Origin of the sequence: Ruixingdingia sedimenti, from assembly GCF_031432425.1 — a bacterium.
Classification (GTDB): Bacteria; Pseudomonadota; Alphaproteobacteria; order Rhodobacterales; family Rhodobacteraceae; genus Ruixingdingia; species Ruixingdingia sedimenti.
On record NZ_JAVKPH010000011.1, the window covers coordinates 30,259 to 55,613 of the forward strand.

General features: G+C 70.7%; 23 protein-coding genes. 12 read left to right on the forward strand and 11 right to left on the reverse strand.

Annotated features, from left to right (window positions below; all coding sequences use genetic code 11):
* The first annotated feature begins 30 nt into the window (after nucleotides 1-30).
* The 5 genes from RGD00_RS11160 (at nucleotide 31) to htpX (ending at nucleotide 4,290) form a co-directional block, all read left to right on the forward strand.
* On the forward strand, nucleotides 31-1,209 hold the full coding sequence (locus RGD00_RS11160; protein WP_310457409.1) for an alpha-hydroxy acid oxidase: 1,179 nt from the start codon (nucleotides 31-33) through the stop codon (nucleotides 1,207-1,209).
* A 69-nt stretch (nucleotides 1,210-1,278) separates the two neighbouring features.
* Nucleotides 1,279-2,217 carry an AraC-like ligand-binding domain-containing protein gene (locus RGD00_RS11165; RefSeq protein ID WP_310457410.1) on the forward strand — a complete coding sequence of 313 codons (939 nt, stop codon included), beginning with the start codon at nucleotides 1,279-1,281 and terminating at the stop codon, nucleotides 2,215-2,217.
* A gap of 54 nt (nucleotides 2,218-2,271) precedes the next feature.
* On the forward strand, nucleotides 2,272-3,021 hold the full coding sequence (locus RGD00_RS11170) for an AzlC family ABC transporter permease (protein ID WP_310457411.1): 750 nt from the start codon (nucleotides 2,272-2,274) through the stop codon (nucleotides 3,019-3,021).
* Nucleotides 3,018-3,335 (forward strand): AzlD domain-containing protein, encoded by a 318-nt coding sequence (locus RGD00_RS11175; RefSeq protein ID WP_310457412.1) that lies wholly within the window; start codon nucleotides 3,018-3,020, stop codon nucleotides 3,333-3,335. Before RGD00_RS11170 ends, RGD00_RS11175 begins: the two co-directional genes overlap by 4 nt.
* 55 nt (nucleotides 3,336-3,390) lie before the next feature.
* On the forward strand, nucleotides 3,391-4,290 hold the full coding sequence (htpX, locus tag RGD00_RS11180) for a zinc metalloprotease HtpX (protein ID WP_310457413.1): 900 nt from the start codon (nucleotides 3,391-3,393) through the stop codon (nucleotides 4,288-4,290).
* A gap of 3 nt (nucleotides 4,291-4,293) precedes the next feature.
* Here the strand turns inward: htpX and RGD00_RS11185 are convergent, their stop codons facing one another.
* Nucleotides 4,294-4,590 carry a DUF2218 domain-containing protein gene (locus tag RGD00_RS11185; protein ID WP_310457414.1) on the reverse strand — a complete coding sequence of 99 codons (297 nt, stop codon included), beginning with the start codon at nucleotides 4,588-4,590 and terminating at the stop codon, nucleotides 4,294-4,296.
* Nucleotides 4,591-4,930: 340 nt separating this feature from the next.
* On the opposite strand from RGD00_RS11185, the gene RGD00_RS11190 reads away from it, so the two are divergent.
* Nucleotides 4,931-6,814 carry a PHA/PHB synthase family protein gene (locus RGD00_RS11190; RefSeq protein ID WP_310457415.1) on the forward strand — a complete coding sequence of 628 codons (1,884 nt, stop codon included), beginning with the start codon at nucleotides 4,931-4,933 and terminating at the stop codon, nucleotides 6,812-6,814.
* Nucleotides 6,815-6,896: 82 nt separating this feature from the next.
* Nucleotides 6,897-7,463: a L,D-transpeptidase gene (locus RGD00_RS11195; RefSeq protein WP_310457416.1), complete on the forward strand. Its 567-nt coding sequence runs from the start codon at nucleotides 6,897-6,899 to the stop codon at nucleotides 7,461-7,463.
* Between the two features lie 267 nt (nucleotides 7,464-7,730).
* Here the strand turns inward: RGD00_RS11195 and RGD00_RS11200 are convergent, their stop codons facing one another.
* Complete coding sequence (locus tag RGD00_RS11200; RefSeq protein ID WP_310457417.1) at nucleotides 7,731-10,001, reverse strand: cytochrome P450/oxidoreductase; 2,271 nt, start codon at nucleotides 9,999-10,001, stop codon at nucleotides 7,731-7,733.
* Between the two features lie 141 nt (nucleotides 10,002-10,142).
* Here RGD00_RS11200 and RGD00_RS11205 point away from each other — a divergent pair, with 141 nt between their 5' ends.
* Nucleotides 10,143-10,838 carry a helix-turn-helix domain-containing protein gene (locus RGD00_RS11205; protein ID WP_310457418.1) on the forward strand — a complete coding sequence of 232 codons (696 nt, stop codon included), beginning with the start codon at nucleotides 10,143-10,145 and terminating at the stop codon, nucleotides 10,836-10,838.
* Nucleotides 10,839-10,859: 21 nt separating this feature from the next.
* Here the strand turns inward: RGD00_RS11205 and RGD00_RS11210 are convergent, their stop codons facing one another.
* From RGD00_RS11210 to RGD00_RS11230, 5 genes are all read right to left on the reverse strand, one after another.
* A complete protein-coding gene (locus RGD00_RS11210; RefSeq protein WP_310457419.1) occupies nucleotides 10,860-12,167 on the reverse strand; it encodes a TRAP transporter large permease in 1,308 nt (435 codons plus the stop codon).
* A complete protein-coding gene (locus tag RGD00_RS11215; RefSeq protein ID WP_310457420.1) occupies nucleotides 12,160-12,690 on the reverse strand; it encodes a TRAP transporter small permease in 531 nt (176 codons plus the stop codon). The genes RGD00_RS11210 and RGD00_RS11215 overlap by 8 nt, the downstream gene beginning before the upstream one ends.
* On the reverse strand, nucleotides 12,680-13,696 hold the full coding sequence (dctP, locus tag RGD00_RS11220; RefSeq protein ID WP_310457421.1) for a TRAP transporter substrate-binding protein DctP: 1,017 nt from the start codon (nucleotides 13,694-13,696) through the stop codon (nucleotides 12,680-12,682). Before dctP ends, RGD00_RS11215 begins: the two co-directional genes overlap by 11 nt.
* Nucleotides 13,697-13,776: 80 nt before the next feature.
* The gene (locus RGD00_RS11225; protein ID WP_310457422.1) at nucleotides 13,777-14,907 is read right to left on the reverse strand and encodes a thiolase family protein; all 1,131 of its coding nucleotides are present in this window, start codon (nucleotides 14,905-14,907) and stop codon (nucleotides 13,777-13,779) included.
* Complete coding sequence (locus tag RGD00_RS11230) at nucleotides 14,900-15,217, reverse strand: PhlB family protein (RefSeq protein WP_310457423.1); 318 nt, start codon at nucleotides 15,215-15,217, stop codon at nucleotides 14,900-14,902. The genes RGD00_RS11225 and RGD00_RS11230 overlap by 8 nt, the downstream gene beginning before the upstream one ends.
* Before the next feature lie 313 nt (nucleotides 15,218-15,530).
* Between RGD00_RS11230 and RGD00_RS11235 the strand changes: the two genes are divergently transcribed.
* From RGD00_RS11235 to RGD00_RS11245, 3 genes are read left to right on the forward strand one after another with little or no spacing between them, the layout of a single operon-like run.
* On the forward strand, nucleotides 15,531-17,075 hold the full coding sequence (locus RGD00_RS11235) for an AMP-binding protein (protein ID WP_310457424.1): 1,545 nt from the start codon (nucleotides 15,531-15,533) through the stop codon (nucleotides 17,073-17,075).
* Nucleotides 17,072-18,217, forward strand: coding sequence for an acyl-CoA dehydrogenase family protein (locus RGD00_RS11240; protein WP_310457425.1), 1,146 nt, complete (start codon nucleotides 17,072-17,074; stop codon nucleotides 18,215-18,217). Before RGD00_RS11235 ends, RGD00_RS11240 begins: the two co-directional genes overlap by 4 nt.
* Nucleotides 18,218-18,248: 31 nt before the next feature.
* On the forward strand, nucleotides 18,249-20,357 hold the full coding sequence (locus RGD00_RS11245) for a 3-hydroxyacyl-CoA dehydrogenase NAD-binding domain-containing protein (RefSeq protein ID WP_310457426.1): 2,109 nt from the start codon (nucleotides 18,249-18,251) through the stop codon (nucleotides 20,355-20,357).
* 71 nt (nucleotides 20,358-20,428) lie between these two features.
* Here the strand turns inward: RGD00_RS11245 and RGD00_RS11250 are convergent, their stop codons facing one another.
* Both RGD00_RS11250 and RGD00_RS11255 read right to left on the reverse strand, forming a co-directional pair.
* Nucleotides 20,429-21,601 (reverse strand): alpha/beta hydrolase, encoded by a 1,173-nt coding sequence (locus tag RGD00_RS11250; RefSeq protein ID WP_310457427.1) that lies wholly within the window; start codon nucleotides 21,599-21,601, stop codon nucleotides 20,429-20,431.
* 1 nt (nucleotide 21,602) lies between these two features.
* Nucleotides 21,603-22,133, reverse strand: a complete 531-nt coding sequence (locus RGD00_RS11255; protein WP_310457428.1) for a VOC family protein — start codon at nucleotides 22,131-22,133, stop codon at nucleotides 21,603-21,605.
* Between the two features lie 140 nt (nucleotides 22,134-22,273).
* Here RGD00_RS11255 and RGD00_RS11260 point away from each other — a divergent pair, with 140 nt between their 5' ends.
* Nucleotides 22,274-23,365 carry a CaiB/BaiF CoA transferase family protein gene (locus RGD00_RS11260; protein WP_310457429.1) on the forward strand — a complete coding sequence of 364 codons (1,092 nt, stop codon included), beginning with the start codon at nucleotides 22,274-22,276 and terminating at the stop codon, nucleotides 23,363-23,365.
* A 101-nt stretch (nucleotides 23,366-23,466) separates the two neighbouring features.
* Here RGD00_RS11260 and RGD00_RS11265 read toward each other — a convergent pair whose 3' ends face one another.
* Both RGD00_RS11265 and RGD00_RS11270 read right to left on the reverse strand, forming a co-directional pair.
* Complete coding sequence (locus RGD00_RS11265) at nucleotides 23,467-23,682, reverse strand: hypothetical protein (protein WP_310457430.1); 216 nt, start codon at nucleotides 23,680-23,682, stop codon at nucleotides 23,467-23,469.
* An 11-nt stretch (nucleotides 23,683-23,693) separates the two neighbouring features.
* On the reverse strand, nucleotides 23,694-25,355 hold the full coding sequence (locus tag RGD00_RS11270; RefSeq protein ID WP_310457431.1) for an FAD-dependent monooxygenase: 1,662 nt from the start codon (nucleotides 25,353-25,355) through the stop codon (nucleotides 23,694-23,696).

A 25,355-nucleotide genomic window follows, 5' to 3' on the forward strand; every position in this document is an offset into this window, starting at 1 on the left:
GGCGATGCCGGGGCAGGGAGGAACGGTGTGATGCGGATCGAACGGTTGCGCCGGAAGGCGCTGGCGGTATCCGACCTGCGCGCGATGGCGCGGGCGAACCTGCCGCGGGGCATCTTCGAATATGTCGCGCGCGGCACCGACGACGACCTCGCGCTTCGCGGCAATGCCGCGGCTTTCGATGCGATCGGCATCCAGCCGCGGGTGGCGCGCGACGTGTCGGCCGTTTCCACCGCATGCCGGTTTTTCGGGCAGGACAGCGCGATGCCCCTGGCCGTCGCGCCTACCGGCTTTGCCAGCCTGATGTGGCGCGACGGCGAAATCGCCTCCGCCCGCGCGGCAGAGGCGGCGGGGATCCCCTTCGCGCTGTCCACCGGATCCATCACCCCGATGGAACGGATCCGCGAGGTTTCGCGCGGGCGGCTGTGGTTGCAGCTTTATGTCTGGCCGCAGCGCGAGATGACCCATGAACTGGTCGCGCGCGCCCGACGCGCGGGGTTCGAGGCGCTGATCGTCACCGTGGACACGCCCGTCGCCCCCTTCCGCCCCTACAACCTGCGCAACGGTTTCAGCATCCCCTTCCGGGTGCAGCCCAGGAACGCGGCCGACATCCTGCGGCATCCGAAATGGCTTCTGGACGTGGTGTTCCGGCGCTGGCTGAAACAGGGGCCGATGGTGGCCGAAAACTACCCCGAGGCGCTGCGCGTGCCGGTGGGCAAGGCGGCGGTGGGCAAGTTCAACCTGCCCTTCTGCGCCGATCTGGCCTGGGACGACATCCGCACCATCCGCCGGCTGTGGGACGGGCCGCTGATCGTCAAGGGGATCATGCATCCCGACGACGCGGCGGCGGCGGTCGAGGCCGGGGCGGACGGGATCGTGGTGTCGAACCACGGGGGGCGCAATCTGGATGCGGCGGTGCCGACGATCCGGGTGCTGCCGCAGATCGCCGACCGCGTGGGCGGGCGCGCGGCGGTGATGCTCGACAGCGGCATCATGCGCGGGGCCGACATCGCCAAGGCGCTGGCGCTCGGCGCCGATGGCGTGCTGGCGGGCAAGGCGTTCCTTTACGGCGTGGGCGCGGCGGGCGAGGCCGGCGCGCTGCGCGCCTGCGAGATCCTGCAAGAAGAACTCGTCCGCGTGATGACCTTTGCCGGCGCGGCCACGCTGGCGGACCTGCGCCCGGATCTGCTGTTCCCGCCGCCGCAGACCTGATCGGGGCTTCGCGGCGCGGGCCTGCGGCGCTATGCTGCATGCGACAGATTGCCCGCAGGGAGAGCCGACATGCCCGCGCACAGCCCTTGCCCCCCGCCGCGCGACGGTGCGGACCTGTGGCAGGAGGCGGTCTCGGCCGCCTATTTCCCGCTGGAAACCGAATGCCGCGACCGCGCGGGCTTTCGCGGCGCGCTGGAAATCTGGCCGCTCGGCCCCATCGCCCTGACGCGGATCCGATGCGACGGCGTGCTCTACCGCCGCCGGGCGGGCCATCTGCGCGACGACCGGGAAAGCGCGCTGCTGATTTCCGTCCCCGGCGCGGCGCAGGTGACGTTCCGCCAATACGCGCGCGAGGCGCGCTGCCCGCCCGGCGGTTTCGTGATCGAACGCAGCGATGCGCCCTATGAATACTGGCACCGCGAGGCGGACACCCAATGGGTGGTCAAGGTCCCCGCCGACAGCATCCGCGCCCGGATCGGCGACCTGCACCGCTGCGTCGCGCTGGCGGTCGATGCGCGGCAGGGGGTGGCGGGGTATTTCCTGGCGGGCCTGCGCAATGCGGTGGCGCATCTGGACGGGCTCGACGCACCCGCGCGGCAACTGGCAGGGCAGCATCTGCTGGAGGTGCTGTGCCTTGCCCTGCGCGGCGACGAGCGGGCGCTGGCCAGCGCCGACAGCACCGTGCAGGCCGCGCATCTGGACCGCGCGCAGGATTTCATCCGCGCGAACCTCAAGACCCCGGGCCTGTCGCCGCAGGACGTGGCCGATGCCTGCGGCATCTCGCTGCGCTATCTGCAACGGCTGTTCGCCGCCTCGGGCCAGACGGTGGGCGGCCATATCCGCGACTGCCGCCTTGCCCGCTGCGACGAGGACCTGCGCGCAGGCCACCGCGGCACCATCGCCCAGATCGCCTATCGCTGGGGCTTTTCCGATCAGGCGCAGTTCAGCCGCCACTACCGCAGCCGCTTCGGCCGCACCCCCACCGAGGCGCGGCAGACCGCACGCTGACCCTTTCCCCCGCGCGGGGGCCGGGCTATTCAGGGCGGCCGAAAGGACCGCCCCATGACCGCGCCAGATACCGCCAGCACCGATCCGCTTTCCGACGCCCGCAACCAGTTCCGGCAGGGCGTCATAGCCTGCCTGCCCACCATCCTGGGGTATTGGAGCATCGGCTTCGCCTCGGGCGCGATCGGGGCGGTGGCGGGGTTCTCGGTGCTGGAAATCACGCTGCTGTCGGGGCTGCTCTATACCGGCTCGGCGCAGTTCCTGTTCTATTCGATGGCCTCGGCCGGGGCCGGGGTCTGGGCGATCGTGGCGGCGGTGGCGCTGATCAACCTGCGCTATCTGCTGATGAGTTCCTATCTGGCGGTCTATTTCACCCGCGCCGCCGGCTGGCAGAAGGTCGTGGGCGGCGCGCTCTTGACGGACGAGACCTTCGGCGTGGCCGCACAGCATGGCGCGCGCCATGGCGCGCTGCCCTTCGCCTGGCTTCTGGGGCTGAACGTGACCGCCTGGCTCAACTGGATCGTGGCGAACCTGATGGGGGTGGCGCTGGCCTCGGCCCTGCCGGAAAGCCTGACCCGGGGGCTGAGCTTCAGCCTGGTGGCGATGTTCATCGGGCTGCTGTTGCTGACCTGGTTCGCCAGCCGCCGCAAGGTGCTGGAAACGGTGACGATCCTGGTGGCGATGGCGGTGGTCTGGGCCGGGTCCGGCCATGCCGGGGCGAACCTTCTGACGCTGGTGGCGACGGTGGGGGCGGCGACGCTGGCCACGGCGCTGCTGCGCCTGTCGCGCAAGGGGGACGGGGCATGAGCCAGACCGTCACGGCGATCCTTCTGGCCGCGCTGGTCACTTTCGCGCTGCGGGCGGGGCCGGTGCTGCTGCTGTCGCGGCGCGAACTGCCGGGGCCGGTGCGCGACTGGCTGGGGTTCATCCCGGCGGCGATCATGGCCGCGATCATCGCCGCCGAACTGACGGCCAAGCCGGAATTCACCCCCGGCGGCATCAGCCTGTCGCTGCTGGCCGCCGTTGCCGCCGCGCTGGCCGGGGTGGTCACGCGCAGCCTGTTCGTGACGGTTCTGGCCGGGATCCTCGCCTTTCTCGCCGCGCAAGCCTGGCTGCCCTGACCGTTGCATCCTGCGCGCCCCGCCCTATATCGCCCCTGATGGCAGAGAGGGTACGATGGGTTACGTGAAAACCGCGATGCTGATGGCGGCGATGACGGCGCTGTTCATGGGCATCGGCTGGCTTCTGGGCGGCGGCGGGGGGATGGCCGTGGCGCTGGCGGTCGCGGCGGCGATGAACGCCTTTGCCTGGTGGAATTCGGACAGGATGGTGCTGCGGATGCACAACGCCCGGCCCGTGGCGCGGGACGAGGCCACGGGCCTGGTCGAGATGGTCGAACGCCTTGCCCGCAACGCCGGCCTGCCGATGCCCGCCGTCTATGTGATCGACACGCCACAGCCCAATGCCTTTGCCACGGGGCGCAACCCCGCCAATGCCGCGGTGGCGGTGACGACGGGCCTGCTGGCCAGCCTCGGCCGCGAGGAACTGGCGGGCGTGATCGCGCATGAACTGGCCCATATCCGCAACCACGACACCGCGATCATGACGGTGACGGCGACCTTTGCGGGCGCGATCTCCATGCTGGCGAATTTCGCGCTGTTCTTCGGCGGCAGCCGCGAACGGCTCGGGCTGGCGGGGACGATCGCGATGATGGTGCTGGCGCCCTTGGCGGCGGCGCTGGTGCAGATGGCGATCAGCCGCACGCGCGAATATGCCGCCGACCGCGCGGGGGCAGAGATCTGCGGCGATCCCATGTGGCTCGCCTCGGCCCTGGCGCGGATCGAGCAGATGGCGGCCCGCATCGACAACACGGCGGCGGAACGCCACCCGGGCACGGCGCATCTGTTCATCATCAACCCGCTGCATGCCCATGCGCGCGACAGCCTGTTCGCCACCCATCCGGCGACCGCCAACCGCATCGCGGCGCTGCGGCAGATGGCGGGCCGGGCCGCGCCGTCCTCGATCCCGCGCACCGGACGCGGCCCGGGCCGCCGTCCGGGCAATCCCTGGGGCTGAACCTCAGCCCGCCTGCCAGTCGACCCGCATCCCGTCTTCACGAAAGGCGAAGCGCAGCAGATGGCGGGCGATCACGTCCTGCAACTGCGCCAGCCGTTCGGCATCCGGCGCGATGGCGGTCAGGTGCAGCGCGCCATCCTCTGCGCGCAGCCGGCAGGTGCCGAAGGGAAACACGATCTCTCCCGCCTCTGCGTCGAAGGTGACGGGGATCTTGTGGCCGAAATGCTTGCACAGCTGCTGCAGATAGCCGCTGGCCTTTGCGGTGGCGACAGCGGCGGTGCCGGTGATGTCTTGGGTCATGCGCGCTCCGGTATCCATGCGGGGGCGAGGATACCGGCCCCGCTGCGGGGCGCAACCCACGCTGGCGTGAGCATTTTCCGGGCCGCTGTCCGGCGGAAGGCGCGGCGCCGGGGCACTGCCCCGGACCCCGGGATATTTAAGGACAGAAAGTGAGGAAGGGCGTGTTTCCTTTCCTGTGCGGCTTCATCTTTTCCCAAATACTCCGGGGGTCCGGGGGCTGGCCCCCGGCGCCGACCTCGCCACCGGCACGCCGGGCAAAGCTGCATCCTTGATTCAGGTCAACGCGGGGCGCGGCTTTGCCGGTATGCTGAAAGGAAGGATTGCAGCGATGGAGGTGGGAATGCCTGCCCGGGATCTTGGCGAGGGTGCGGCGGACAAGCGGCGGCGGGGGCGGGCCCGGGTGGCTGTGGTCCCCGATGCCCCGCCGCCCGCCCCCGCTGCACCGACCCCGGCCCCCCGTCTGCCACCGCCCCGCCCCGCCGCGGGGGACGAGGCACCCTTGGGGATCGAGGCGTTTCAGGCGCTCGACCGCATGCGCGAGGCGCTGGCGGGGCAGATGACCGGCGGCATGTCGCCGGGGTCGGCGGCGCTCGCGCTTTTCGACTGGGGGCTGCATCTGGCGAATGCGCCGGGCAAGCGGCTGGAGCTGGCCTACAAGGGTGCGCACAAGGCCGGGCGGCTGATGGCGCATCTGCTGGCCTCGACCGTCGATCCCGCCGCCCCGCCCGCGATCGAGCCGCTGCCGGGCGACTACCGCTTCGTGCACGAGGGCTGGCGCCGCCCGCCCTATTCGTGGCTGGCGCAGGCGTTCCTGTTGCAACAGCAGTGGTGGCACAATGTCACCCACGAGGTGCCCGGCGTGATGAAGCATCACGAGGATGTGGTGTCCTTCGCCGCGCGGCAGATGCTCGACATGGTCTCGCCCGCCAACAATCCCTTCACCAACCCCGAGGTGATCGCCCGCACCGTGGCGACGGGGGGCATGAATCTGGTGCAGGGCTGGCAGAACTGGTGGCAGGACAGCCTGCGCAAGGCCACCGGCCGCCCGCCCGCGGGGGCCGAGGATTTCGTGCCGGGCGCGCAGGTCGCGCTGACGCCGGGCAAGGTGGTGTACCGCAACCACCTGATCGAGCTGATCCAGTACGCCCCCGCGACCGGGCAGGTACACCCCGAGCCGGTGCTGATCGTTCCCGCATGGATCATGAAATACTACATCCTCGACCTCGGCCCGGAAAACTCGCTGATCCGCTGGCTGGTGGGGCGGGGGCATACGGTCTTTGCCATCTCCTGGCGCAACCCGGGGCCCGAGGACCGCGACCTGACGATGGAGGATTACCGCAGCCAGGGCATCATGGCGGCGCTCGACGCCATCGGCGCCGTGGTGGCGGGGCGGAAGGTGCATGCGACGGGCTATTGTCTGGGGGGTACGCTTTTGGCCATCGCGGCGGCGGCGATGGCGCAGGCGGGGGACGACCGGCTCGCCTCGGTCTCGCTTTTCGCGGCGCAGGTGGATTTCACCGAACCGGGCGAGCTTGCGCTCTTCATCGACCCGAGCCAGATGCACTATCTGGAAAGCATGATGTGGAACCGGGGCTATCTGTCCGCCGACCAGATGGCGGGGGCGTTCCAGATGCTGCGGTCGAACGATCTGGTGTGGTCGCGCATGGTGCACGACTACATGATGGGCGCGCGCCGGCCGATGACCGACCTGATGGCCTGGAACGCCGACAGCACGCGCATGCCCTACCGGATGCATGCCGAATACCTCCAGCGGCTTTATCTGGACAACGAACTGGCCGCCGGGCGGTTCATGGTGGCGGGCAAGCCCGCGGTGTTGCAGAACATCCGCGTGCCGCTGTTCGTGGTGGGGACGGAACGCGACCATGTGGCGCCCTGGACATCCGTCTACAAGATCCACCAGTTCACCGACACCGAAGTGACCTTCGTGCTGACCTCGGGCGGGCACAACGCCGGGATCGTGGCCGAACCGGGCCACCCGGGCCGCCGCTACCGCATCGGCACGCATCGGGTGGAGGATGCGTTGCGGATGGCCTGCGACTGGAAGGCCGCGCAGACGCCCCGGGACGGATCGTGGTGGGCGGCGTGGGGCGACTGGCTGGCCGCGCGCAGCGGGGCGCCCGGGGCGCCGCCGCCGATGGGTGCGGCCGCGCGCGGGCTGCCGGTCTTGGGCGATGCGCCGGGGACCTATGTCTTTCAACGCTGACGCATCCGTGACCGGGGCTTAAGCCCCGCTTAAGCCCGCCCGCCGAGTTTGCGCGCCGCAAGCAAGCCGGAAGGAGCAGGAGATGGCAGATTTCGACCGCCGCCGCATATTGGGGATCGGTCTGGGCATGGGGCTGGCCGCCGCCGGGGGGCTGGCGCTGCCCGCGCACGCCCGGGCCGAAGGCATGACGCGCCGCAACATCAGCCGGTTCATCACGCAGCGCTGGCAGGATCATTTCGACAGCCTGGGCAAGGGGGCGATCGTGGCCGACACGGGGTCGCGCGCGCTGCATTTCTGGTCGGGCGACGGGGGCATCTACCGGGTCTATCCGACCTCGGTGCCGATCTCGGACGAACTGACCAAGCGCGGCCATACCGAGATCGTGCGCAAGAAGGTGGGGCCGAGCTGGACGCCCACGCCTTCGCAGATGGAACGCTTCCCCGACTGGAAGCCGGTCCCGCCGGGGCCGGACAATCCGCTCGGGACCCATGCGCTCTATCTCGGCTGGCCCGCCTATATCATCCACGGTACGCATGACACGCGCAAGATCGGGCGGCCGTCGTCGGACGGCTGCATCGGGCTCTATAACGAGATGATCGCGGAACTGTTCGACCTGTGCTCCGTCGGCACGCAGGTGCGGGTGATCTGAGGGGGGGCCACTTCCGCCGGGCCGGGCGGGATCAGGAAACGCATTGCGTTTCCCCCGCCCGTTCGCGCGGCGGTGCCGCTGGAAACGGTCACGCCCCAGAATCGAGAGGCCAGCGCCTGCCCCGGGGGGGCGAGTAGCGCCCGCCATGGGCGGGGCGGGCGCTGGCCGGGGGCTTGGGGCCCCCGGCCGGGGCAACTCCACCTGTTTCGCGATGGCGAAGGCACGCGCCTTCGCCAGCCCGGCGGAGGGACCGGACGCCGATCCTTTCTAGAGACCCAGCCGCAGCCGCCCGCCCGCGCGGGCGCGCGAACAGCAGGTCATCATCCGGTCGCCCCTGCCGCGTTCGGCGCGGCTCAGCACCTGGTCGCGGTGGTCGATCTCGCCCTCCAGCACCGCGACCTCGCAGGATCCGCACAGCCCCTCTTCGCAGTCGCAGGCCACGTCGATCCCCGCCGCCAGCAGCGTCTGCAACAGCGTGCGGTCGGCGGGCACGGTCAGCGTCAGGCCGCTGTCGGCCAGTTCCACCGCGAACGGGCTTTCCTTCGCGGGGTCGAGCAGCCCTTCGGCCGCCGCGAAATGTTCCACCGTCAGCGTGCAGTCGGGCCGCGCCCCCGCCAGCGCGTCGAGCGCATGCAGCAGCCGCTCCGGCCCGCAGGCGCAGATCTGCGCGCCCGGGGGCGCCCCGGCGAGGATCGCGCCCAGATCCATCCGCCGCCCCGCATCGCCGGGCCAGAACGTCAGCCGCGCGCCGTGATCGCGCGCCAGCCGGTCGGCGAAGGCCATCCGCCCCCGCGCGCCCCCGGCATAATGGATCGCGAAATCCCGCCCCTGTTGCGCCAGCCGGTCGGCCATCGCCAGGATCGGGGTAATGCCGATGCCCCCGGCGATCAGCAGGTGAAAGGGCGCGTCCTCGTCCAGCCGGAACAGGTTGCGCGGGCCGCCCACCGTCAGCATGTCGCCCGCGCGCAGGCTGTCGTGCAGCCAGCGCGACCCGCCGCGCCCCGCATCCTCGCGCAGCACCGCGATCTGCCAGGCGCCGTCGGCCCCGCAGAGCGAATATTTGCGCACCAGCCCGCCGGGCAGGTGCAGGTCGATATGGCTGCCGGGGCTCCACCCCGGCAGGGGCGCGCCCTCGGGGTGGTCCAGCCGGATGCCGATCACGCCCTCTGCCTCTGCCGTCACCGCGGCCACGCGCAGCTGGCGCGCGATGTCCTGCCGCCGCGGCGCGCCCATGACGAAATCCCGTTCCGGCCGCGGCGCGGGGTTCAGCGCCGGATCCCACCGCACCAGAACCCGTTCCGCCCCCCGGAAAGAGGTGTTGGGCAGGTAGGTGAAATCCTGCGGCACCAGTTCCATATGCGGCAGGCGGCGGGTCAGTTCCTCCAGAATGATGCGCAGTTCCATCCGGCCGATGTTCTTGCCCATGCACTGGTGGCTGCCATAGCCGAAGGTCAGATGCTCGGCCGTGTTGTCGCGCCAGAGATCGAGCGCGTCGGGGTTCTCGAACTTGCGCGGGTCGTGGTTGCCCGAGGCGACCACCATCAGGATCTTGCCGCCCGCCGGGATCGTCACCCCGCCCACCGCCGCGTCGCGGGTGGCGATGCGCCGCCAGGCGACGACGGAACCGGAATGGCGCAGGCATTCCTCCACCGCATTGGGGATCAGCGCGGGGGTGCGGCAGAGTTCGTTCCACGCGGCGCGGTCGGCCAGCAGGCGCTGCATCATGTTCGCCCCGGCCAGCGCCGTGGTTTCATGCGCCGCGACGATCACCGCCAGCATCATCGAATGCAGGTAGTTGTCCGTCACCACCTCGGGGTCGGCGCGGTTGGCGGCGATCATGTCGTACATCCAGCCGCGCCCGGTGGGGTCGGCCTTCATCCGGGTCAGCACCTCGTCGGCATATTGCCAGAACTGCCCCATGCTGTGCGCGATCCCGACCTGCTGTTCCGGCGTGGGCCGGCCCCAGGAATTGAGCGTATGGGCCACCGCATAGCGGCGCAGCGTGTCGTGATCCGCCGCCGGGATGCCGAGGAAATGCAGCGCGACGAGGAACGGCACCTCCCACAGCAGCGATTGCACCAGATCGGCCTCTCCCTTCGCCGCCATGGCGTCGACGCGGGCGCGCACCAGATCGCGGACCATCGGCGCATGGGCCGCCGCCGCATCCGGCGCAAAGGCATCCAGCAGCGCGCGGCGGCGTTCCATGTGCACGGGTTCATCCTCGTTCACCAGCGTGCGGCGCAGGTCGAACCCGTAGGATTTCAGCACCTCCAGCGATTCGGGCGTGGGCGGGGTGATCTTTTCCAGCGCGATCGCGGGCGAAAAGGTGATGTTGTCGCGGAAGATCGCCTTGATGTCGTCATAGCGGCTGACGACCCAGTATCCCAGCACCTCCGAATAGAACACCGGTTCCTGTTCGCGCGACCAGCGCAGGGCGGCGGCCGGATCGGTCTGGTATTCGGGGCCGAAGGGATCGAACTGCCGCGCGCGGTCGGAACCGTGGAAGGGGCAGGCGGAAACAGCGGGCGTGGCGGTCATGGCTCCTCCGAGTTGGTGCTATTATCGCACTTATGGTTCTCATATAGTAACTCCAGTAAGGCCCTGCGTCAATCTGGCGGCGGACTCGACGTCCTGCGGGCCGTCGCCTAAGAGGGCAGGGGATCGGGGATGGGGGGCGGCGTGAGCACATTGCAGACACTCGACCGCGGGCTGGCGGTGCTCGGCCTCGTGGCGGCGGCGCCGGGGGGGCTGGCGGTGCCGGCGATCGCAGAGGCGCTCGGCGTGCACAAGGCCATCGCCTACCGGCTGGTGGCGACGTTGCAGGCGCATGGCATGGTCTGGCGCGGCGAGGACGGGCGGGTGATGCTGGGCGCGGCGGTGCTGGGCCTTGCGGCGCGGTTCCAGCCGCATTTCCGCGCCGAGGCGGCGGCGCTGCTGGCCGACCTCACACGCGCGACCGGCTGCACCTCGTGCATCGCGCTGGCCGAGGGCGAGGATTGCGTGGTCGTTCTGGTGCAGGAGGCGGAGGAAGGCCCGCTGCGCTTTTCCTACCGCATCGGGCTGCGCCAGCCGCTGACCCGGGGGGCGGCGGCGGGGCTGGCGCTGCTGGCCGGCCGCGCCGAAACGCCGGGCGAGGCGCCCGAGGTGCGCCAGACGCGGATCGACGGCTATGCGCTGACCCATGGGCAGCTGCATCCCGGCGCCTCGGGGCTGGCGGTGCCGGTGCTGACGCCGGACATGCCGCGTCTGGGGCCGGAACCCTGCGTGGCGGTGATCAGCCTTGCGCCGATCGACGTGCCGCGCGTCAGCCGCGCCGCCTGGGATTGCGCGGCGCGGCTGCGGTCGCTTCTGGCGCCGGGCGGCGGGCGGGGCTGATCCCCGCCGCCCGGCGGCGGGTCATCTCAGCGCATGGGGCAGCCAGAGCGCGATGACCGGGAACGCCAGCATCAGGCCCAGCCAGACCACATCGGCCAGCACGAAGGGCATCACCGCCCGGAAGATCGCGCCGATGCGGATATGCGGCGCCACCGCATGCATGATGAAGACGTTCATCCCCACCGGCGGCGTGATCAGCGCGATCTCCACGATCATCACGTTGATGATGCCCCACCAGACCGGATCGTAGCCGAGGCTGACCACCAGCGGAAAGACGAAGGGGATCGTCAGCACCATCGCCGAGATGGAATCGAACACCATCCCCAGGAAGATGTACATCACCAGCAGGATCACCATCACCACCGGCGCAGGCACGCCGAGCGCCGCCACCGCATCGACGATTTCCAGCGGCGCATTGGTCAGCGTCAGCAGATAGCCCATGGCCGAGGCGCCGATGACCATGACGATCATCATTCCCGTCAGCGCCGCCGTATCGGCAAAGACCGCGCGCAGCGAGGCCCATCCCCGCGCGGGCGAGAACACCCAGAACCCGCCGGTGATCGCCACGCCCACCGCCGCGGCCTCGAGCACGGTGAAGGCGCCGGAATAGATGCCGACGATGACCAGAAGGATCGTCAGCACCGCGCGCCAGGCCCGCAGGGTGGACCGCAGCCGTCCGGCCCAGCCCACGCGGTCCGTCGCGGGGCCGAGCGCGGGGTTGCGGCTGACCACCAGCCAGACCGTCGCCTGATAGAGGATCACCGCCAGGATGCCCGGCACGATGCCCGCCGCGAACAGTTCCAGCACGAACTGTTCGGTCAGCACGGCATAGAGGACCATGATGATCGAGGGCGGGATCAGGATGCCGAGCCCGCCGCCGGTGGCGATGGTCGCCGCCGCGAGCCCCCCGGCATAGCCGCGCTTTTCCATCTCTGGCAGGGCGATGCGCGCCATCGCCGCCGTGGTGGCCGAGGACGACCCGCAGATCGCGCCATAGCCCGCGCTGCCCGCGATGGTCGCCATCGCCATGCCGCCGCGGAAATGGCCCATGTAGTTCTGCGCCACCTTGAAGATGTCGCCCGAGATGCCGGCCGCGGTCGCGAGATTGCCCATCAGCAGGAACAGCGGGATCGTCGCCAGATCGGCACTGTTGACGGCATTGGCCGGTTCCACCGCCAGAAGCGACAGCGCCGGGCCGAACCCGATGATCATCGCCGTGCCCGCGACGCCGACGATGGCCATGGCGATGCCGATGGGAATGCGCACGAAGATCAGCGCCAGCATGGCCAGAAAGGCGCCCGCCAGCCACAGGATGGGATGCTCAACCATGATGGACCTCTTCCTCCCGGTCGAGCGGTTGGGCAAAGACCAGCGGCACCGCCAGCGCAAAGGCCGCGGCCACGCCCAGCCACACCGGGCCGAGCGGCGCGCCCATCTGCACCGTCGCGCGCCGTTCGGCCAGCGCGTCCAGCCCGTAGCCCAGCATCTTCCATGCCACCGCCGCCAGCACGGCGGCGGACACGGCCCGCGTCAGCGCCACCAGCATGCGCCGCGCCGGGCGGGGCAGGCGGTCGGACAGGAAGGTGATCGACACCAGCATCCCCCGCGCCGCCCCCACCCCCAGGCAGGGCGCCATCGCCAGCGGCATGAGGATGAAGCCCATGTCGCTCATCCAGCCGAGGGGGGCGTTGAACAGATAGCGCATCAGCACGTTGCTGCTGACCAGCAGGACATAGACGCAGATCAGCGCCATCGAGATCATCGACAGCGCATCCGCAAGCCGCTGCCCGGCCGCCACATAGCCGGCGCGGAACCCCCGCGCCGGCCCGCCGAGGGCACCCTCATTCGCCACGAAGCGACTCCAGCGTCTTGATGGCGAAGTCGTAGACCGCCGCGCGCTCGGCGCCCTGCGCGGCCCAGTCGCGGCCCACGGCGGCGACCTTTTCCAGATAGGCCGCGCGCGCGGCGTCATCCAGCACCAGTTCCGAATGGCCCGGCTTGGCGGTGATCTTGGCGAAATAGGTCTCGTCCTGTTCGTGGAAGATCGCGCCCGTCGCCTCGGCGAAGGCCATGCCGCCATGCTTTTCGAAGGCCGCCTTGGCCGGGGCGGGCAGCTTTTCCCATGTGCCGAGGTTCATCGGCAGCATCAGCGCCGCCGAACCCATCGGCACGCGGATATGCTGCACCGCCACCTCGCTGGCGCGGAAGGCGTCGAGCGAGGCCGCCCCCATCACCGCGCCGTCCACGGTGCCGCGCGAAATCGCCTCTGCCACCTCGGTCGAGGCGAGGCCGGTGACGGGCACGCCGCCCAGGATGGTGACGCCATCGGCCTGCGGCTTGCCCACCGCGCGCAGGCTCTTGCCCGTCAGCCCGTCGAGGCCCGCAACGGGATCGCGCAGGTGGATCGCGTTCATGTCGGAACTGAAGACACCCAGCACCCGGGTGCGTTCGGGGGTTTCCAGCAGGCCCGCCGCATAGGCCGCCGCCAGCACCGCCGCGCCCTCGCGCGCGTCGTGGATCAGGCCCGGGATCTCGACGATGCCATAGCGGTCATAGGCCCCGGGGGTGAAGCCGGGCACCACGAAGGCCACATCGGCCACGCCGTCCTGCACCAGTTTCAGCTGTTCCGCCGGGTTCCGGCCGAGCGTGCCGCCGGGAAACAGCTGATAGTCCAGCGTGCCTTCGGCATCGGCCACCACGCGGTCGAGAAAGCCCTTGATGACCTGTTCGTTCACGAAATTGCCCGCGGGCGCATAGGACGACACGCGCAGCTTGATCGTGTCGGCCGCGGCCGGGCCGCCAAGCGCCGCCAGCGCCGCAAGGCAAAGGCCGGCAAGGGGCCGGGTAAGGTGTTTCATGCGTCATTCCTCCCGTTGGGGGCCGCCGCCCCGTTGCGTTCTGCCCGGCCCGGTTTTTTCGGGCATCGGGCCGGGCCGCGTCACAGATCGACGCGGCCCCAGACCTGCGCGAGGCAGGTGGATCCCGCCCCCAGCATGTGGCACAGCGCCAGCCGGTCGGCCGTGGTGCGGAAACGGCGCAGCGTCTCGATCGCCTGGAACACGCCCGAGGGCCCGCCCGGATGGCCGCGCCCGATCAGCCCGCCATCGGTGGAAAACTCGGGCAGGCCGAAGCGGTCGCGCGACCCGGGGCCGAAGGCGCCCTGTGCGGCCAGCGCGTCCGCCCCGCCTTCGGGCGCGAAGCCCAGAAGTTCGTAATAGACCAGTTCCTCGATGGCGAAGGCGTCGTGGATCTGAACGGCGTCGAGATCCTCGCGCCGCCGTCCGGCCCTGGCCAGCGCCGCGTCGGCGGCGGCGCGCGTGATCGCGGGCGGGCCGACGATGGCGCCCTCGATGATGTGATGGGGGCCCGGTTCCTCTGACCGGAACTCTGCCGCCTCCAGCCGGGCCACGGTGGCGGGGGGGCGGGGCAGGCTGTCCAGCCCCTTGCGGGTGCACAGCACCACCGCCGCCGCGCCATAGACCCATTGGGTGCACATCAGCGCCGTCAGCGGATCGGCCACCGGGCGGCTGGCCAGCACGTCCGCCACCGTCACCGCATGGTCCGGGCGGCGCGAGGCGAAGGGGATGGCGCGGGCGTTGTTGATGTTCTTGGCCGCGATGCGGGCCAGCGTTTCCGGCGTGGTGCCGCAATCGTGCATCCGCCGCCGCGCCCACATGCCGAACAGCGCCGGCGGCGGCAGATAGCCCTGCGCGGCGATGGGGTCGTCCAGCGTCGTCGGCACGTCATAGCCGATGACCAGAACCCGGTCCGCCCCGCCCGCGCGCATCGCATCCGCTGCCGCATGGATCGCGGCAAGGCCCGAGGCGGAGGCATTCGTCACCTGCACCACCGGGATGCCGGTCAGCCCGAATTCCTTGCCCACCAGCACCGCGGCGGGCGAGGTCGGCATCGCCACGCCGCAATAGAGCGCGTCCATGTCCGCATAGGTCAGCCCCGCATCCTGCAAGGCCGCCACCCCCGCCTGCCGCGCCAGCACCCGGCCGGACCCGAGCGGGTGTTTGCTGCTGACCGGCACCGCGCCGCCCGATACGACGAAAACCTCAGTCACGCACGAACCTCCATCCCGCGCCGTCGGGGGCGATGTCCAGCCGGTAGGGGGCGCCGATGTCGTGGGGGCCCTCGCCCAGTTCGGTCTGGATGCGCACGGCCTCGGGCAGGTCCACCTGGCCGTAAAAGCGCCCGGCAAAGCGGGTCCAGGTGTAGAGGATGCCGCGGTCGGACAGTGCGATTTCCGTGCAGGGCCGCAGGCTGCCGTCGGTGGACAGGGGGCGGAAGGGGAAGTGGCAGGCGCCGCTTGCGGGGTCGCGGGCGCCGCGCAGGCGGGGCGCGCCGGCGGAATCGGTCGTCAGGTCGGCCATGGGATCCCTGCGAATCAATCTTGTTCCAGATATTATCAATAGATCTATCGGGATAATGCAAGCGAATGATTTCCCGCTCGCGGCCCCACCGGGCCGGGTGCCGCGGACGGCGATGGATGTGTCAGCCATGCATGGGATTCAGGCGGTGGCTGATAGCGGCCGCAGCGGCTTTCCCCTATGCTACCCTGCGGCTTTTCCTTGCTGGAATGTGCCGGGCCGCGGTGCATCCCGGGCCTTTCCTGCGCATTTTGCTATTGCATGATCGGTAATACTGATAGATTTATAGACAACAAGCCTGGACCGGGAGGGGCCCATGAGCATTCCGATCAGCATCCTGCGGGCGGCGCAGGTGTTTCCGCACAATGCCGCCATCCGCCATGCCGGCCGCGACATCGGCTGGGCCGAGGCGGCCGACCGCATCGCCCGGCTGGCCGGCGGGCTGCGCGGCCTTGGCCTGCGGCCGGGCGAGGCGCTGGCGATTCTGTCCGCCAATGTGCCCGAGAACATGGAAATCACCTATGCCGCGATCTGGGCCGGCATCGTGATCGTGCCGCTGAACACGCGGCTGTCGGCGGCGGAGCTCGACGACATCCTGCGCCGCAGCGGCAGCCGCTTTCTGGCCTACGACCGGCGCAATGCGGCGCGGGCGGCGCAGGTCGGCGCCCCGCTGGCCGGGCTGATCGCGCTGGAACCCGGCGAGGGCCAGCCGGGCGGCACGCCCTGGGGCAGGCTGCTGGATGGCCCCGCCGCGCCGATGCACGACGCCCGGCCCGAGGATCTGCTGGGCGTCTACTATACCGGCGGCACCACCGGCACCCCCAAGGGGGTGGAACTGACGCACAACGCCTTCCATGTCTCGACGCTCGATATCCAGATCGAGGTGCGGTTCCGCCCCGATGACGTCTACCTGCACGCCGCGCCCTTCTTCCACCTTGCCGACTGCGGCCTTGGCCATGCCCTGACCTATGCCGGAGGCACGCATTGCTTTCTGCCCGAACCGGCGCCGGGGGCGATCCTGCAATCGCTCGGCCGCGACCGGCTGACCGCGCTGATGGCGGTGCCGACCAGCTTTCACGACCTGCTGAACCATATCCCCGAGGGCACGGTGCTGCCCGAGGTGCGCCATGTCGTCTATGGCGCGGCGGCGATGTCGGTGCCGCTGCTGCGGCGGATGATGCGGGTCTTTCCCAACGGCCGCTTCGTGCAGTTCTACGGCCAGACCGAACTGTGCGGCGGCTGCAACGTGCTGCGCCCCGAGGATCACCACCCCGACAACCCGCGGCTGGCCACGGTGGGCCGGGCGATGGCCTCGGCCCAGGTGCGCATCGCCGATGCCGCGGGCAACGAGGCGCCGCGCGGCGTGGCCGGGGAAATCCAGGTCAAGGGATATATCCAGATGCGCGGCTACAAGGACGATCCCGTCCGCACCGCCGACACCTTCGCCGATGGCTGGCTGCGCACCGGCGACGTGGGCGTGATGGACGAGGCGGGCTATGTCGCCATCGTGGACCGGATCAAGGACATGATCGTCTCGGGCGGCGAGAACGTCTTTTCCGGCGAGGTCGAGGCCGCGCTGGCGCGCCATCCGGCCGTGGCGCAATGCGCCGTCATCGGCCTGCCGCATCCCCGCTGGGGCGAGGCGGTGCATGCCGTCGTCGTCGCCCGCGGGGGCGATACGCCCGCGCCCGACGATCTGGTCGCGCATTGCCGGGCGCTGATCGCCGCCTACAAATGCCCCAAATCCGTCTCTTTCGCCGCGGCCCTGCCGCTGAGCGCGGTCGGCAAGGTCCGCAAGGATCTGCTGCGCGCCGAACTGCTTGCGGCGCAGCGCGCCCCGGACCCGAAGGACATCCGATGATCGACGATACCAGCCGCCATCTTTTCGGCGAGGACCACGCCATCTTCCGCGCGCAGGTCCGCAGCTTTCTGGACCGCGAGGCCGTGCCCCATCACGACCGCTGGGAACGCGAGGGCATGGTCAGCCGCGCGGTCTGGCAGGCGGCGGGCGCGCAGGGCCTGCTGTGCCCGACCGTGCCCGAAGCCTATGGCGGCGCGGGGGCGGACCCGCTCTTTTCCGTCGTGGTGGTCGAGGAACTGGCGCGCGCCGGCACCTCCGGTCTGGGGTTCTGGGTCCATTCCGAAATGGCCGTGCCCTATCTGGTGAATTTCGGCACCGAGGCGCAGAAGCACCGCTGGCTGCCCGGCGTCGTCAGCGGCGACACCATCGCCGCCGTCGCCATGACCGAACCCGATTCCGGGTCCGACCTGCGGGGCATGCGCACGCGCGCCACGCGGCAGGCCGATGGCGGCTGGCTGCTGAAGGGGCAGAAGGTCTTCATCTCGAACGGGCAGATGGCCGATCTGGTGATCGTCGCCGCCAAGACCGAGGTCGAGGGCAAGGACCGCATTTCCCTGTTCCTGCTCGACGCGCGGTCCGAGGGGTTCCGGCGCGGGCGCAACCTCGACAAGCTCGGCGTGCATGCGCAGGATACGTCGGAACTGTTCTTCGACGACATCCGCCTGCCGCCCGATGCGCTTCTGGGCGAGGCGGGCGAGGGTTTCGCCTATCTGCGCCGCGGGCTGGTCCGCGAACGGATGATCATCGCGGCGTCCTGCATAGCCAAGGCGGAACGCGCGCTGGCGCTGACGCTCGACCATGCCAGACAGCGGCGCATCTTCGGGCGGATGCTGTTGGATTACCAGAATACCCGTTTCGTGCTGGCCGATGTCGCGCGCGACATCACCGTGGGGCGGGAATTCGTCGACGGCTTTCTTGCCCGCTGGCTGGCGGGGGGGCTGGACGAGACGAATGCCGCCATCGCCAAGCTCTGGACCACCGAAATGGTCGGGCGCGTCGCCGACGCCTGCCTGCAACTGTTCGGGGGCTGGGGCTACATGACCGAATATCCCATCGCGCGGCTCTGGGCCGAGGCGCGGGTCGAACGCATCGCGGGCGGCACGTCCGAGGTGATGCGCGACCTGATCGGCCGCAGCCTCTGACCCCTTTTCCGCACCATCCGAAGGAAATCCCATGGCCATCATCACGCAGACGATGCAGGACGGCATCGCCGTCCTGACCTTCGACGATCCCGCAGCGGCGGTGAACACGCTCAGCTATGACGCGCTGACGGAACTGGAATCGCGGCTGGACGATCTGGCCGCAGCCCCGCCCCGGGGGGTGGTGATCGCCTCGGCCAAGGCGGCCTTCATCGCGGGGGCGAACCTGCGGCAGGTGCAGCAGATGCAGACCCCCGCCGATGCGCGCCGGGTGATCGACTGGGTGCACCGGATCCAGCGGCGGATCGAGACGATGCCGGTGCCGGTGGTGGCGGCGGTGAACGGGGTGGCGATGGGCGGCGGGCTGGAACTGGCGCTGGCCTGCCATGGCCGGGTGGCCACGCCGGACGCGCGGCTCGGCCTGCCGGAACTGGATCTGGGGCTGATGCCCGGCGCGGGGGGCACGCAGCGGCTGCCGCGCCTGATCGGCCTTGGCCCGGCGCTGGAGGTCATCCTCGGCGGCCGGGTGCTGACGGCGGCAGAGGCGCAGGCGATGGGCCTGATCGCCGCCCTCGCCCCGCCCGACCGGCTGGTGGCAGAGGCGGCGGCGCTGGCCGCGCGCATCGCCCCCGCGCAGCCCTGGGATGCCGCCGGCTGGACCGCGGCGCCCCCCGCCGGATCGCCCGAGGCCGCGGCGCTGCTGGCGGCGGCTGCGGTGCGCGCCGACAAGCGCCGGGGCGATGCCGACATCGCCGAGGCCGAGATCCTCGCCGTCATCCGCGAAGGCTATGCCCTGCCGTTGCAGGCTGCGCTGGCGCGCGAGGCCGAGGGGTTCGCGCGGCTTGCAGCCTCTGCCACCGCGAAGAACCGGATCCGCACCGGGTTTCTGGGGCCGCAGGTGCTGCGCGCGATGGGGTCGCGCCCGGCGGATGTGCCGCCCTGCGCCTTCCGCCGCATCGCGGTGGCGGGCGGCGGGCTGATGGGCGGGGGCATTGCCTTCACGGCGGCGCAGAACGGTATCGGCGTCGCGGTGATCGAGGCCGACGCGGCGGGGGCCGAACGTACCCGCGCCGCGCTGGCCCGCACCGCCGACCGGCTGGTCCGGCGCGGCAAGATGGATGCCGACAAGGCGGCGGCGATCCTGGGCCGCATCACGGTGCACGACACCATGCCCGACCTGCCGGACGTGCAGGCCGCCATCGAGGCGGTGCCCGAGGTGCCCGCGATCAAGGCCGGGGTGCTGGCGCGGCTGGCGGCGGCGCTGCCGGAAGGGGCGCTGATCGCGTCGAACACCTCGACCATGGCGATCGGCGGGCTGGCCGCGCATGTGCCGCAGCCCGGCCGCTTCATCGGCATGCATTTCTTTTCGCCGGTCGAGGTGATGCCGCTGCTGGAAATCATCTCGGGTCCCGGAACCGCGCCCGCGGCGCTGGCCGGGGCGCTGGATCTGGCGAAGGCGCTGCGCAAGCTGCCGATCACGGTGCAGGACGGGCCGGGTTTCTACACCAGCCGGATCGTCGGGTCCTATACCGGCGAGGCGCTGACCCTTCTGGCCGAGGGCGTGGCGCCCGGCGCCATCGACGCCGCCGCATTGGCCTTCGGCATGCCCATCGGGCCGCTGGCGATGGCCGATACGGTGGGCCTGCCGCTGCTGCGCGACATCTATGGCGCGCTGGCGGCCGGGGGCTCGCCCGTCGTCGCCCGGGGCTGCCGCGCGCAGGAGGCGCTGGCGGCGCTGGTCGGGGCGGGGCGGCGCGGGCGGCCGCAGGGGGGCATCTTCGACTATCCCGAGAATGGCGCCCCGCAGGGATGGGCCGGCCTTCCGGGCCTTTTTCCCGCCGATGGCCCCGCGCCCGATGCGGCGGCGATCAAGCGGCGGCTGTTCCATATCCAGGCGCTGGAATCCATCCGCGCGATGGAGGACGGCATCATCACCGACCCCACCCAGATCGATGTCGCCTCGACCCTCGGCTGGGCCTTTCCGAAAAGCTGGGGGGGCGTGCTGTCCTATGTCGATACCCTCGGCGCGGCGCGGTTCGCCGCGGAATCCGAGGTGCTGGCCGCCGCGCATGGCCCCCGCTTCGCCCCGCCCGCGCTGTTGCGCCGGATGGCGGCAGAGGGCGGGCGGTTCCATCCGGTGTGACCGCGACCTGCGGCAAAGGCAAAGGGGCGGCATCCGCGGGTGCCGCCCCCTTGCCCGCCCGTGTTGCGGGTTCAGTCCAGGTTCCGGTCCGCCAGCCACCCGCCGATCAGGCCGAGCGCCTCGGCCAGTTGCGCGGGTTGGCCGCGATAGTAATGCGTGGCGCCGGCGATGCCGTGGAAGGTCTTGTCGCGCATCCCCGCCGCGCGGAAGACGCAATGGGTATGGTCCACCGGCACGGCGTCGTCGGCCTCGTTCTCGATCACCAGCAGGGGGGCGGCGACATGCCTGACGCAGGCTTCGGCATCGGCGCGGGAATGGCGGGGCGACCATTGCGACAGCCAGGCCCGCAGCGTGCAGAACCGCGCCAGCCCCACGGGGCCGGAATTCACCGTTTCCGGCACGCCCAGATAGCACATCCCCGGCGCGCGGCCGTTGGGGTCCAGCGCCGGGTCCAGAAACCGCGGGTCGGCCATCGTACGGTGGACGACGAAGGGAAACTCCACCTCCGCCGTGCCGGACCGTTTCAGCATGTCCAACCGGTCGAGCACCCGGTCGGTGATCCGGTCCATCCGGTCGCGCTGCGCCTGCCGGAAACGGGCGACGAATTCCGGCGCATAGGGCGGTTTCGGCCCGCCGGCTGCGTAAAGGTCCAGCGTGGCGTCGCGGGCGAAGGGGTCCGACTCGTCGATGACCGAAGGGTCGATCCATTCCGTCAGGATACGCGCCCGCCCGGTATGGGCGGCGATGAACATCACCGCATCGGCGGGTTGCAGGTCCATCGCCGTCAGGTCGTAGGGATCGCCCGCGGGCGTGTCGCGCAGGCCGGGCCGTTCCGCCTGCGCCTGATAGAACAGCGCGAGCGACCCGCCCCCCGACCAGCCCGCCAGCACCACCTTGCGATAGCCGAGCGTTTCGCGCGCATACCGCACATAGGCGCCCAGATCCGCCGCCACCTTTTCCATCACCAGAACGCTGTCGTTCTTGGCGAAGCGCGACCCGCAGCAGAGCACGTGATGCCCCGCCGCCGCCAGCGCCGCGGGCAGGGGCATCAGGTTCAGCGTCGAGGCCGGGTGCATGAAGATCAGCACCGTGTCCGAGGGGCGGCCCTCGGGGATGATCCTCTGGCCTTCCAGAAACACGCTGCCCTGGGATCCGGTGAAGCCGTAGACCTCGGTGAAGGCGGCGGTTTCGCGGAACTCGACGATCACCGGCTCCCGCCGGATCGCATGGGCGGGGGCGGCCATCTCAGCCCCGGGCGTTTTCGTGGATCGGCGCCACGTCGGGCGCGCGTTTCGTCACCGCCCATTCCGCCAGCGTGGGTTCGGCGATGGTGCGCAGTTGCGCCAGCATCTCGGGGGTGGAACTGTCCACCGCCAGTTCCAGCCGGTGCCCGTCGGGGTCGAAGAAATAGATCGACTGGCACAGGTGATGGTCGGTCGGGCCCACGACGGCGATCCCGTCGGCCACCAGCTGCGCCTTGCGTTTCAGCAGCGTGTCCATGTCCGCGACCCGCAGGGCGAGGTGCTGCACCCATTCCGGGGTGCCCGCGTCCTTCTGCATGGCGGGGGATTCCGGCACCTCGAAGAAGGCGACATGGCTGTCGTCGTCCATGCGGAAGAAGATGTGGATATGGGGCGACCATTCGCCGGTGGAGGGCACGTAGTTTTCGGCCACGGCGATGTTGAAATCGAGCCCGAGGTATCTGGTGTAGAACTCGGTCGTGCGTTTCGCGTCCGAGCAGCGATAGGCGACATGATGCAGGCCCTTGACATCCATGGACGGTTCCTCCTTCCGGCTGGTTTCCTGTTTGGTGTACTATTGTATGAAATATGGCGGTATATCAAGGATTGAATCATGATTTGGTATACATTTATGCGAGGCGTCGCCCCGCCCCCACCCCAACGGAAAGGAACACCATGACCGCACCCCCCCTTGCCGGCCCGCTGGCCGGCCTGCGCGTGATCGAACTGGAGGCGATCGGCCCCGTGCCCTATGCCGCGATGCTGCTGGCCGATCTGGGCGCCGATGTCGTCACCGTGAACCGCCCCGGCGCGGATCTGCGCGGCAAGCGCGTGTCCGGCCGGTCGCGCCGGGTGGTCGAACTGGATCTGAAAACGCCCGAGGGGCTGGCCGCGGTGCGGCGGCTGGCGGCGCGGGCGGATGTGCTGCTGGAAGGTTTCCGCCCCGGCGTGCTGGAACGGCTCGGGCTGGCGCCGGCCGACCTGCTGGCCGCGGCGCCGGGGCTGGTGGTCGGGCGGATGACGGGATGGGGGCAGGACGGCCCGCTGGCGCCGGCGGCGGGGCATGACATCACCTATATCGCCCTGACCGGCGCCCTGGCCGCCATCGGCCCGGCGGGGGGCGACCCGGTGCCGCCGCTCAACCTCGTGGGCGATTTCGCCGGGGGGGCGCTGTTTCTCGTGGTGGGCGTGCTGGCGGCCTTGCAGGAACGCCAGCGGTCGGGGCGGGGGCAGGTGGTGGATGCGGCGATGGTGGATGGCGCCTCGCATCTGATGGCGATGTTCTGGAGCCTGCGGGCCGAGGGGCTGTGGACGAACCGGCGCGGCGCGAACATGCTGGACGGCGGCGCGCCCTATTACGGCACCTATCGTTGCGCCTGCGGCGGCCATGTCGCCATCGGGCCGATAGAGCCGAAGTTCTGGGCCGAATTCGTGGCCGGGGCCGGGGTGGACCCGGCGCTGGCCGCCCGGCGCGACGATCCGGCCGCATGGCCCGCGCTGCGCGCCGAGATCGCGGCGCGGATCGGCGCGCGCCGCCGCGACGACTGGGCGGCGGTCTTTGCGGGGTCGGACGCCTGCGTCGCCCCGGTGCTGGCGCTGGACGAGGTGCCGGCCCATCCCCACATGGCCGCGCGCGGGGTGATCGTCGAACACGACGGCGCGCTGCAACCCGCGCCCGCGCCACGGTTTTCGCGCAGCACCCCGGCCGCCCCGCGCAGCCCCGAAACGGTGGCGCCCGCCGCCGTTCTGGCCGGGTGGGGGGGCTGAGGCAACCGGCGCGCCACCCCCCGCGCGACCGCCGGGCAGGGGGCCGCGGCAGCGCCGCCGGAGGGGGCTCGATGCCCCCGCCGGCGGCGGCTCCGGCCGGGTCAGGCCCCGGACGCGCCAGGGGGGGCGGGCAGGTGCCGCAGGCTCGCCTCGATCGCGTCCTTCAACGCGGCGACCTCGGCGCCATGGGCGGCCAGATGGAACAGCGCCTTGGCCAGGAACAGCTCCGCCCCTTCGCCGGCACGGTCGATGCCCGCGGCGATCAGGTCGTTGATCTCTTCCAGCTTGGCCAGCGGGGGAAGGGTGTCGGTGGTCATCGTCGGTCTCCTCAGCGCAGGATGCGGGCCAGCGCGGCCCCGGCGGCCTCGGGCGCAAGGCCCTGCCAGCGGCCGCAGACATGCAGGTCGGGGCGCAACAGATAGGTCGCAGCACCCTCGACCCCGTATTTCTCGAAGGCGGTCGCGGGCGCGGGGCGGCCGACATCGGCCCCCGTCACCGCAGCGCCGAGCGCCACCACCCGCAGATCCGGCCAGCGCGCCTTGAGCGCCGCCGCATCCGCCCCGTCCGCCGCGCCCCCGATCAGCAGCAGCGTGAAGCCATAGCCGAAATGGTCGAACAGATATTCCCCGGGCCCGAGCCGCAGGTTGCGCGCCACCGATCCGGGCGCGATGCCCCCCGCGAAGGGATCCGACTCCGGCGCGTTCAGCACCGAATCCGCATGGTCGTGCGGGCGCGAGGTGCGCCAGTGCAGCATCGGGCGGCAGAAATCCTCGGTATAGGCGAAGGACAGGATGACCGCGCGCATCACCCGGTAGCCGCGCGTCGGCGGGTCCATCAGGCGGGTGGATTTCCCGGCCTCGTCGCAGATCTCGCGCGCCGCCGCCACGCGTTCGTGGCTGTAGCTGTCCAGCAGCCCGTCGCCCGCCCGCCCCCGCAGCACCGCGGCCAGTTTCCAGCCCAGGTTTTCGGCATCCTGCAACCCGGTGTTCGCGCCCCGGATGCCGAAGATCGGCAGCAGATGCGCGGCATCGCCCACGAACAGCACATGGCCGTGGCGGTAATCCGGCAGGGTGCGGGTGTTCGGCGAATAGACCGAGGCCCAGTCGAGCGTCCACGGCACCTCGCGGCCGAGGACCATTTCCATGATCCGGCGGGTGCGCAGGGCGATGGTCTCGGGTTTCAGCGCCTCTTCGGGGTCCTCGCCATCGGGCAGGCGATAGTCGAACCGCCAGACGTTGTTGGGCTGGCGGTGCACCAGCACGTTGTTGCCGGGGTTCCAGTCGGGGTCGAAATAGCACAGCCGCTCGGTCGGCATGTCGAAATCGGCCGATACGAAATCGGTGATGACGAACTTGCCGGCATAGGCCTGCCCCTCCATCCTGAGCCCCAGGAAATGCCGCACCGCGGACCGCCCGCCATCGGCGGCCACCAGCCAGCGGGCGCGGATGTCGTATTCGCCCTCGGGCGTGTCCAGCCGCGCGGTCACGCCCTCGCCGTCCTCGGCGAGGCTGTGGAAGGCGGTCTGCCAGCGCAGGTCCACCAGCGGTTCGCGCGCGATGGCGTCGATCAGGTATTCTTCCCAATACTGCTGCGAATTGTTGAGAACGGGCGGGAAGCGTTCGTCGGGATCGTCGGGCAGGGCCATGCGGAAGACCTCGCGCCCGGCATAGAACGACCGGCCCGACGACCAGCCATAGCCGTTTTCGACAAAGGGCGCGTCGGCGCGGGCCTGCTGGACGATTTCCATCGACCGCCGCGTCAGCGCCACCGCGCGCGAGCCGAGCGAAACCTGCGCCTCCGCCTCGATCAGGACCGAGGCCACGCCCGCCCGCGCCAGCAGCAGCGCCAGCACCATCCCCACCGGCCCCGCGCCGACGATCACCACATCATGGCGGGGGGCGGCGCCTTCCATTTCCGGCGGGCGGCGGAAGGGGTGGATCCTGTAGTCGTAGAAAACCGAAAAGCGGGGGGTCGTCCGGGGATTGTGCAT

Excerpts from the sequence above, each read along its gene's own strand:
- RGD00_RS11160 (WP_310457409.1), top strand. The coding sequence starts at position 31 with ATGCGGATCGAACGGTTGCGCCGGAAGGCGCTGGCGGTATCCGACCTG.
- RGD00_RS11165 (WP_310457410.1), top strand. The coding sequence starts at position 1,279 with ATGCCCGCGCACAGCCCTTGCCCCCCGCCGCGCGACGGTGCGGACCTG.
- RGD00_RS11170 (WP_310457411.1), top strand. The coding sequence starts at position 2,272 with ATGACCGCGCCAGATACCGCCAGCACCGATCCGCTTTCCGACGCCCGC.
- RGD00_RS11175 (WP_310457412.1), top strand. The coding sequence starts at position 3,018 with ATGAGCCAGACCGTCACGGCGATCCTTCTGGCCGCGCTGGTCACTTTC.
- htpX (WP_310457413.1), top strand. The coding sequence starts at position 3,391 with ATGGGTTACGTGAAAACCGCGATGCTGATGGCGGCGATGACGGCGCTG.
- RGD00_RS11185 (WP_310457414.1), bottom strand. The coding sequence starts at position 4,590 with ATGACCCAAGACATCACCGGCACCGCCGCTGTCGCCACCGCAAAGGCC.
- RGD00_RS11190 (WP_310457415.1), top strand. The coding sequence starts at position 4,931 with ATGCCTGCCCGGGATCTTGGCGAGGGTGCGGCGGACAAGCGGCGGCGG.
- RGD00_RS11195 (WP_310457416.1), top strand. The coding sequence starts at position 6,897 with ATGGCAGATTTCGACCGCCGCCGCATATTGGGGATCGGTCTGGGCATG.
- RGD00_RS11200 (WP_310457417.1), bottom strand. The coding sequence starts at position 10,001 with ATGACCGCCACGCCCGCTGTTTCCGCCTGCCCCTTCCACGGTTCCGAC.
- RGD00_RS11210 (WP_310457419.1), bottom strand. The coding sequence starts at position 12,167 with ATGGTTGAGCATCCCATCCTGTGGCTGGCGGGCGCCTTTCTGGCCATG.
- dctP (WP_310457421.1), bottom strand. The coding sequence starts at position 13,696 with ATGAAACACCTTACCCGGCCCCTTGCCGGCCTTTGCCTTGCGGCGCTG.
- RGD00_RS11230 (WP_310457423.1), bottom strand. The coding sequence starts at position 15,217 with ATGGCCGACCTGACGACCGATTCCGCCGGCGCGCCCCGCCTGCGCGGC.
- RGD00_RS11235 (WP_310457424.1), top strand. The coding sequence starts at position 15,531 with ATGAGCATTCCGATCAGCATCCTGCGGGCGGCGCAGGTGTTTCCGCAC.
- RGD00_RS11240 (WP_310457425.1), top strand. The coding sequence starts at position 17,072 with ATGATCGACGATACCAGCCGCCATCTTTTCGGCGAGGACCACGCCATC.
- RGD00_RS11245 (WP_310457426.1), top strand. The coding sequence starts at position 18,249 with ATGGCCATCATCACGCAGACGATGCAGGACGGCATCGCCGTCCTGACC.
- RGD00_RS11250 (WP_310457427.1), bottom strand. The coding sequence starts at position 21,601 with ATGGCCGCCCCCGCCCATGCGATCCGGCGGGAGCCGGTGATCGTCGAG.
- RGD00_RS11255 (WP_310457428.1), bottom strand. The coding sequence starts at position 22,133 with ATGGATGTCAAGGGCCTGCATCATGTCGCCTATCGCTGCTCGGACGCG.
- RGD00_RS11260 (WP_310457429.1), top strand. The coding sequence starts at position 22,274 with ATGACCGCACCCCCCCTTGCCGGCCCGCTGGCCGGCCTGCGCGTGATC.
- RGD00_RS11265 (WP_310457430.1), bottom strand. The coding sequence starts at position 23,682 with ATGACCACCGACACCCTTCCCCCGCTGGCCAAGCTGGAAGAGATCAAC.
- RGD00_RS11270 (WP_310457431.1), bottom strand. The coding sequence starts at position 25,355 with ATGCACAATCCCCGGACGACCCCCCGCTTTTCGGTTTTCTACGACTAC.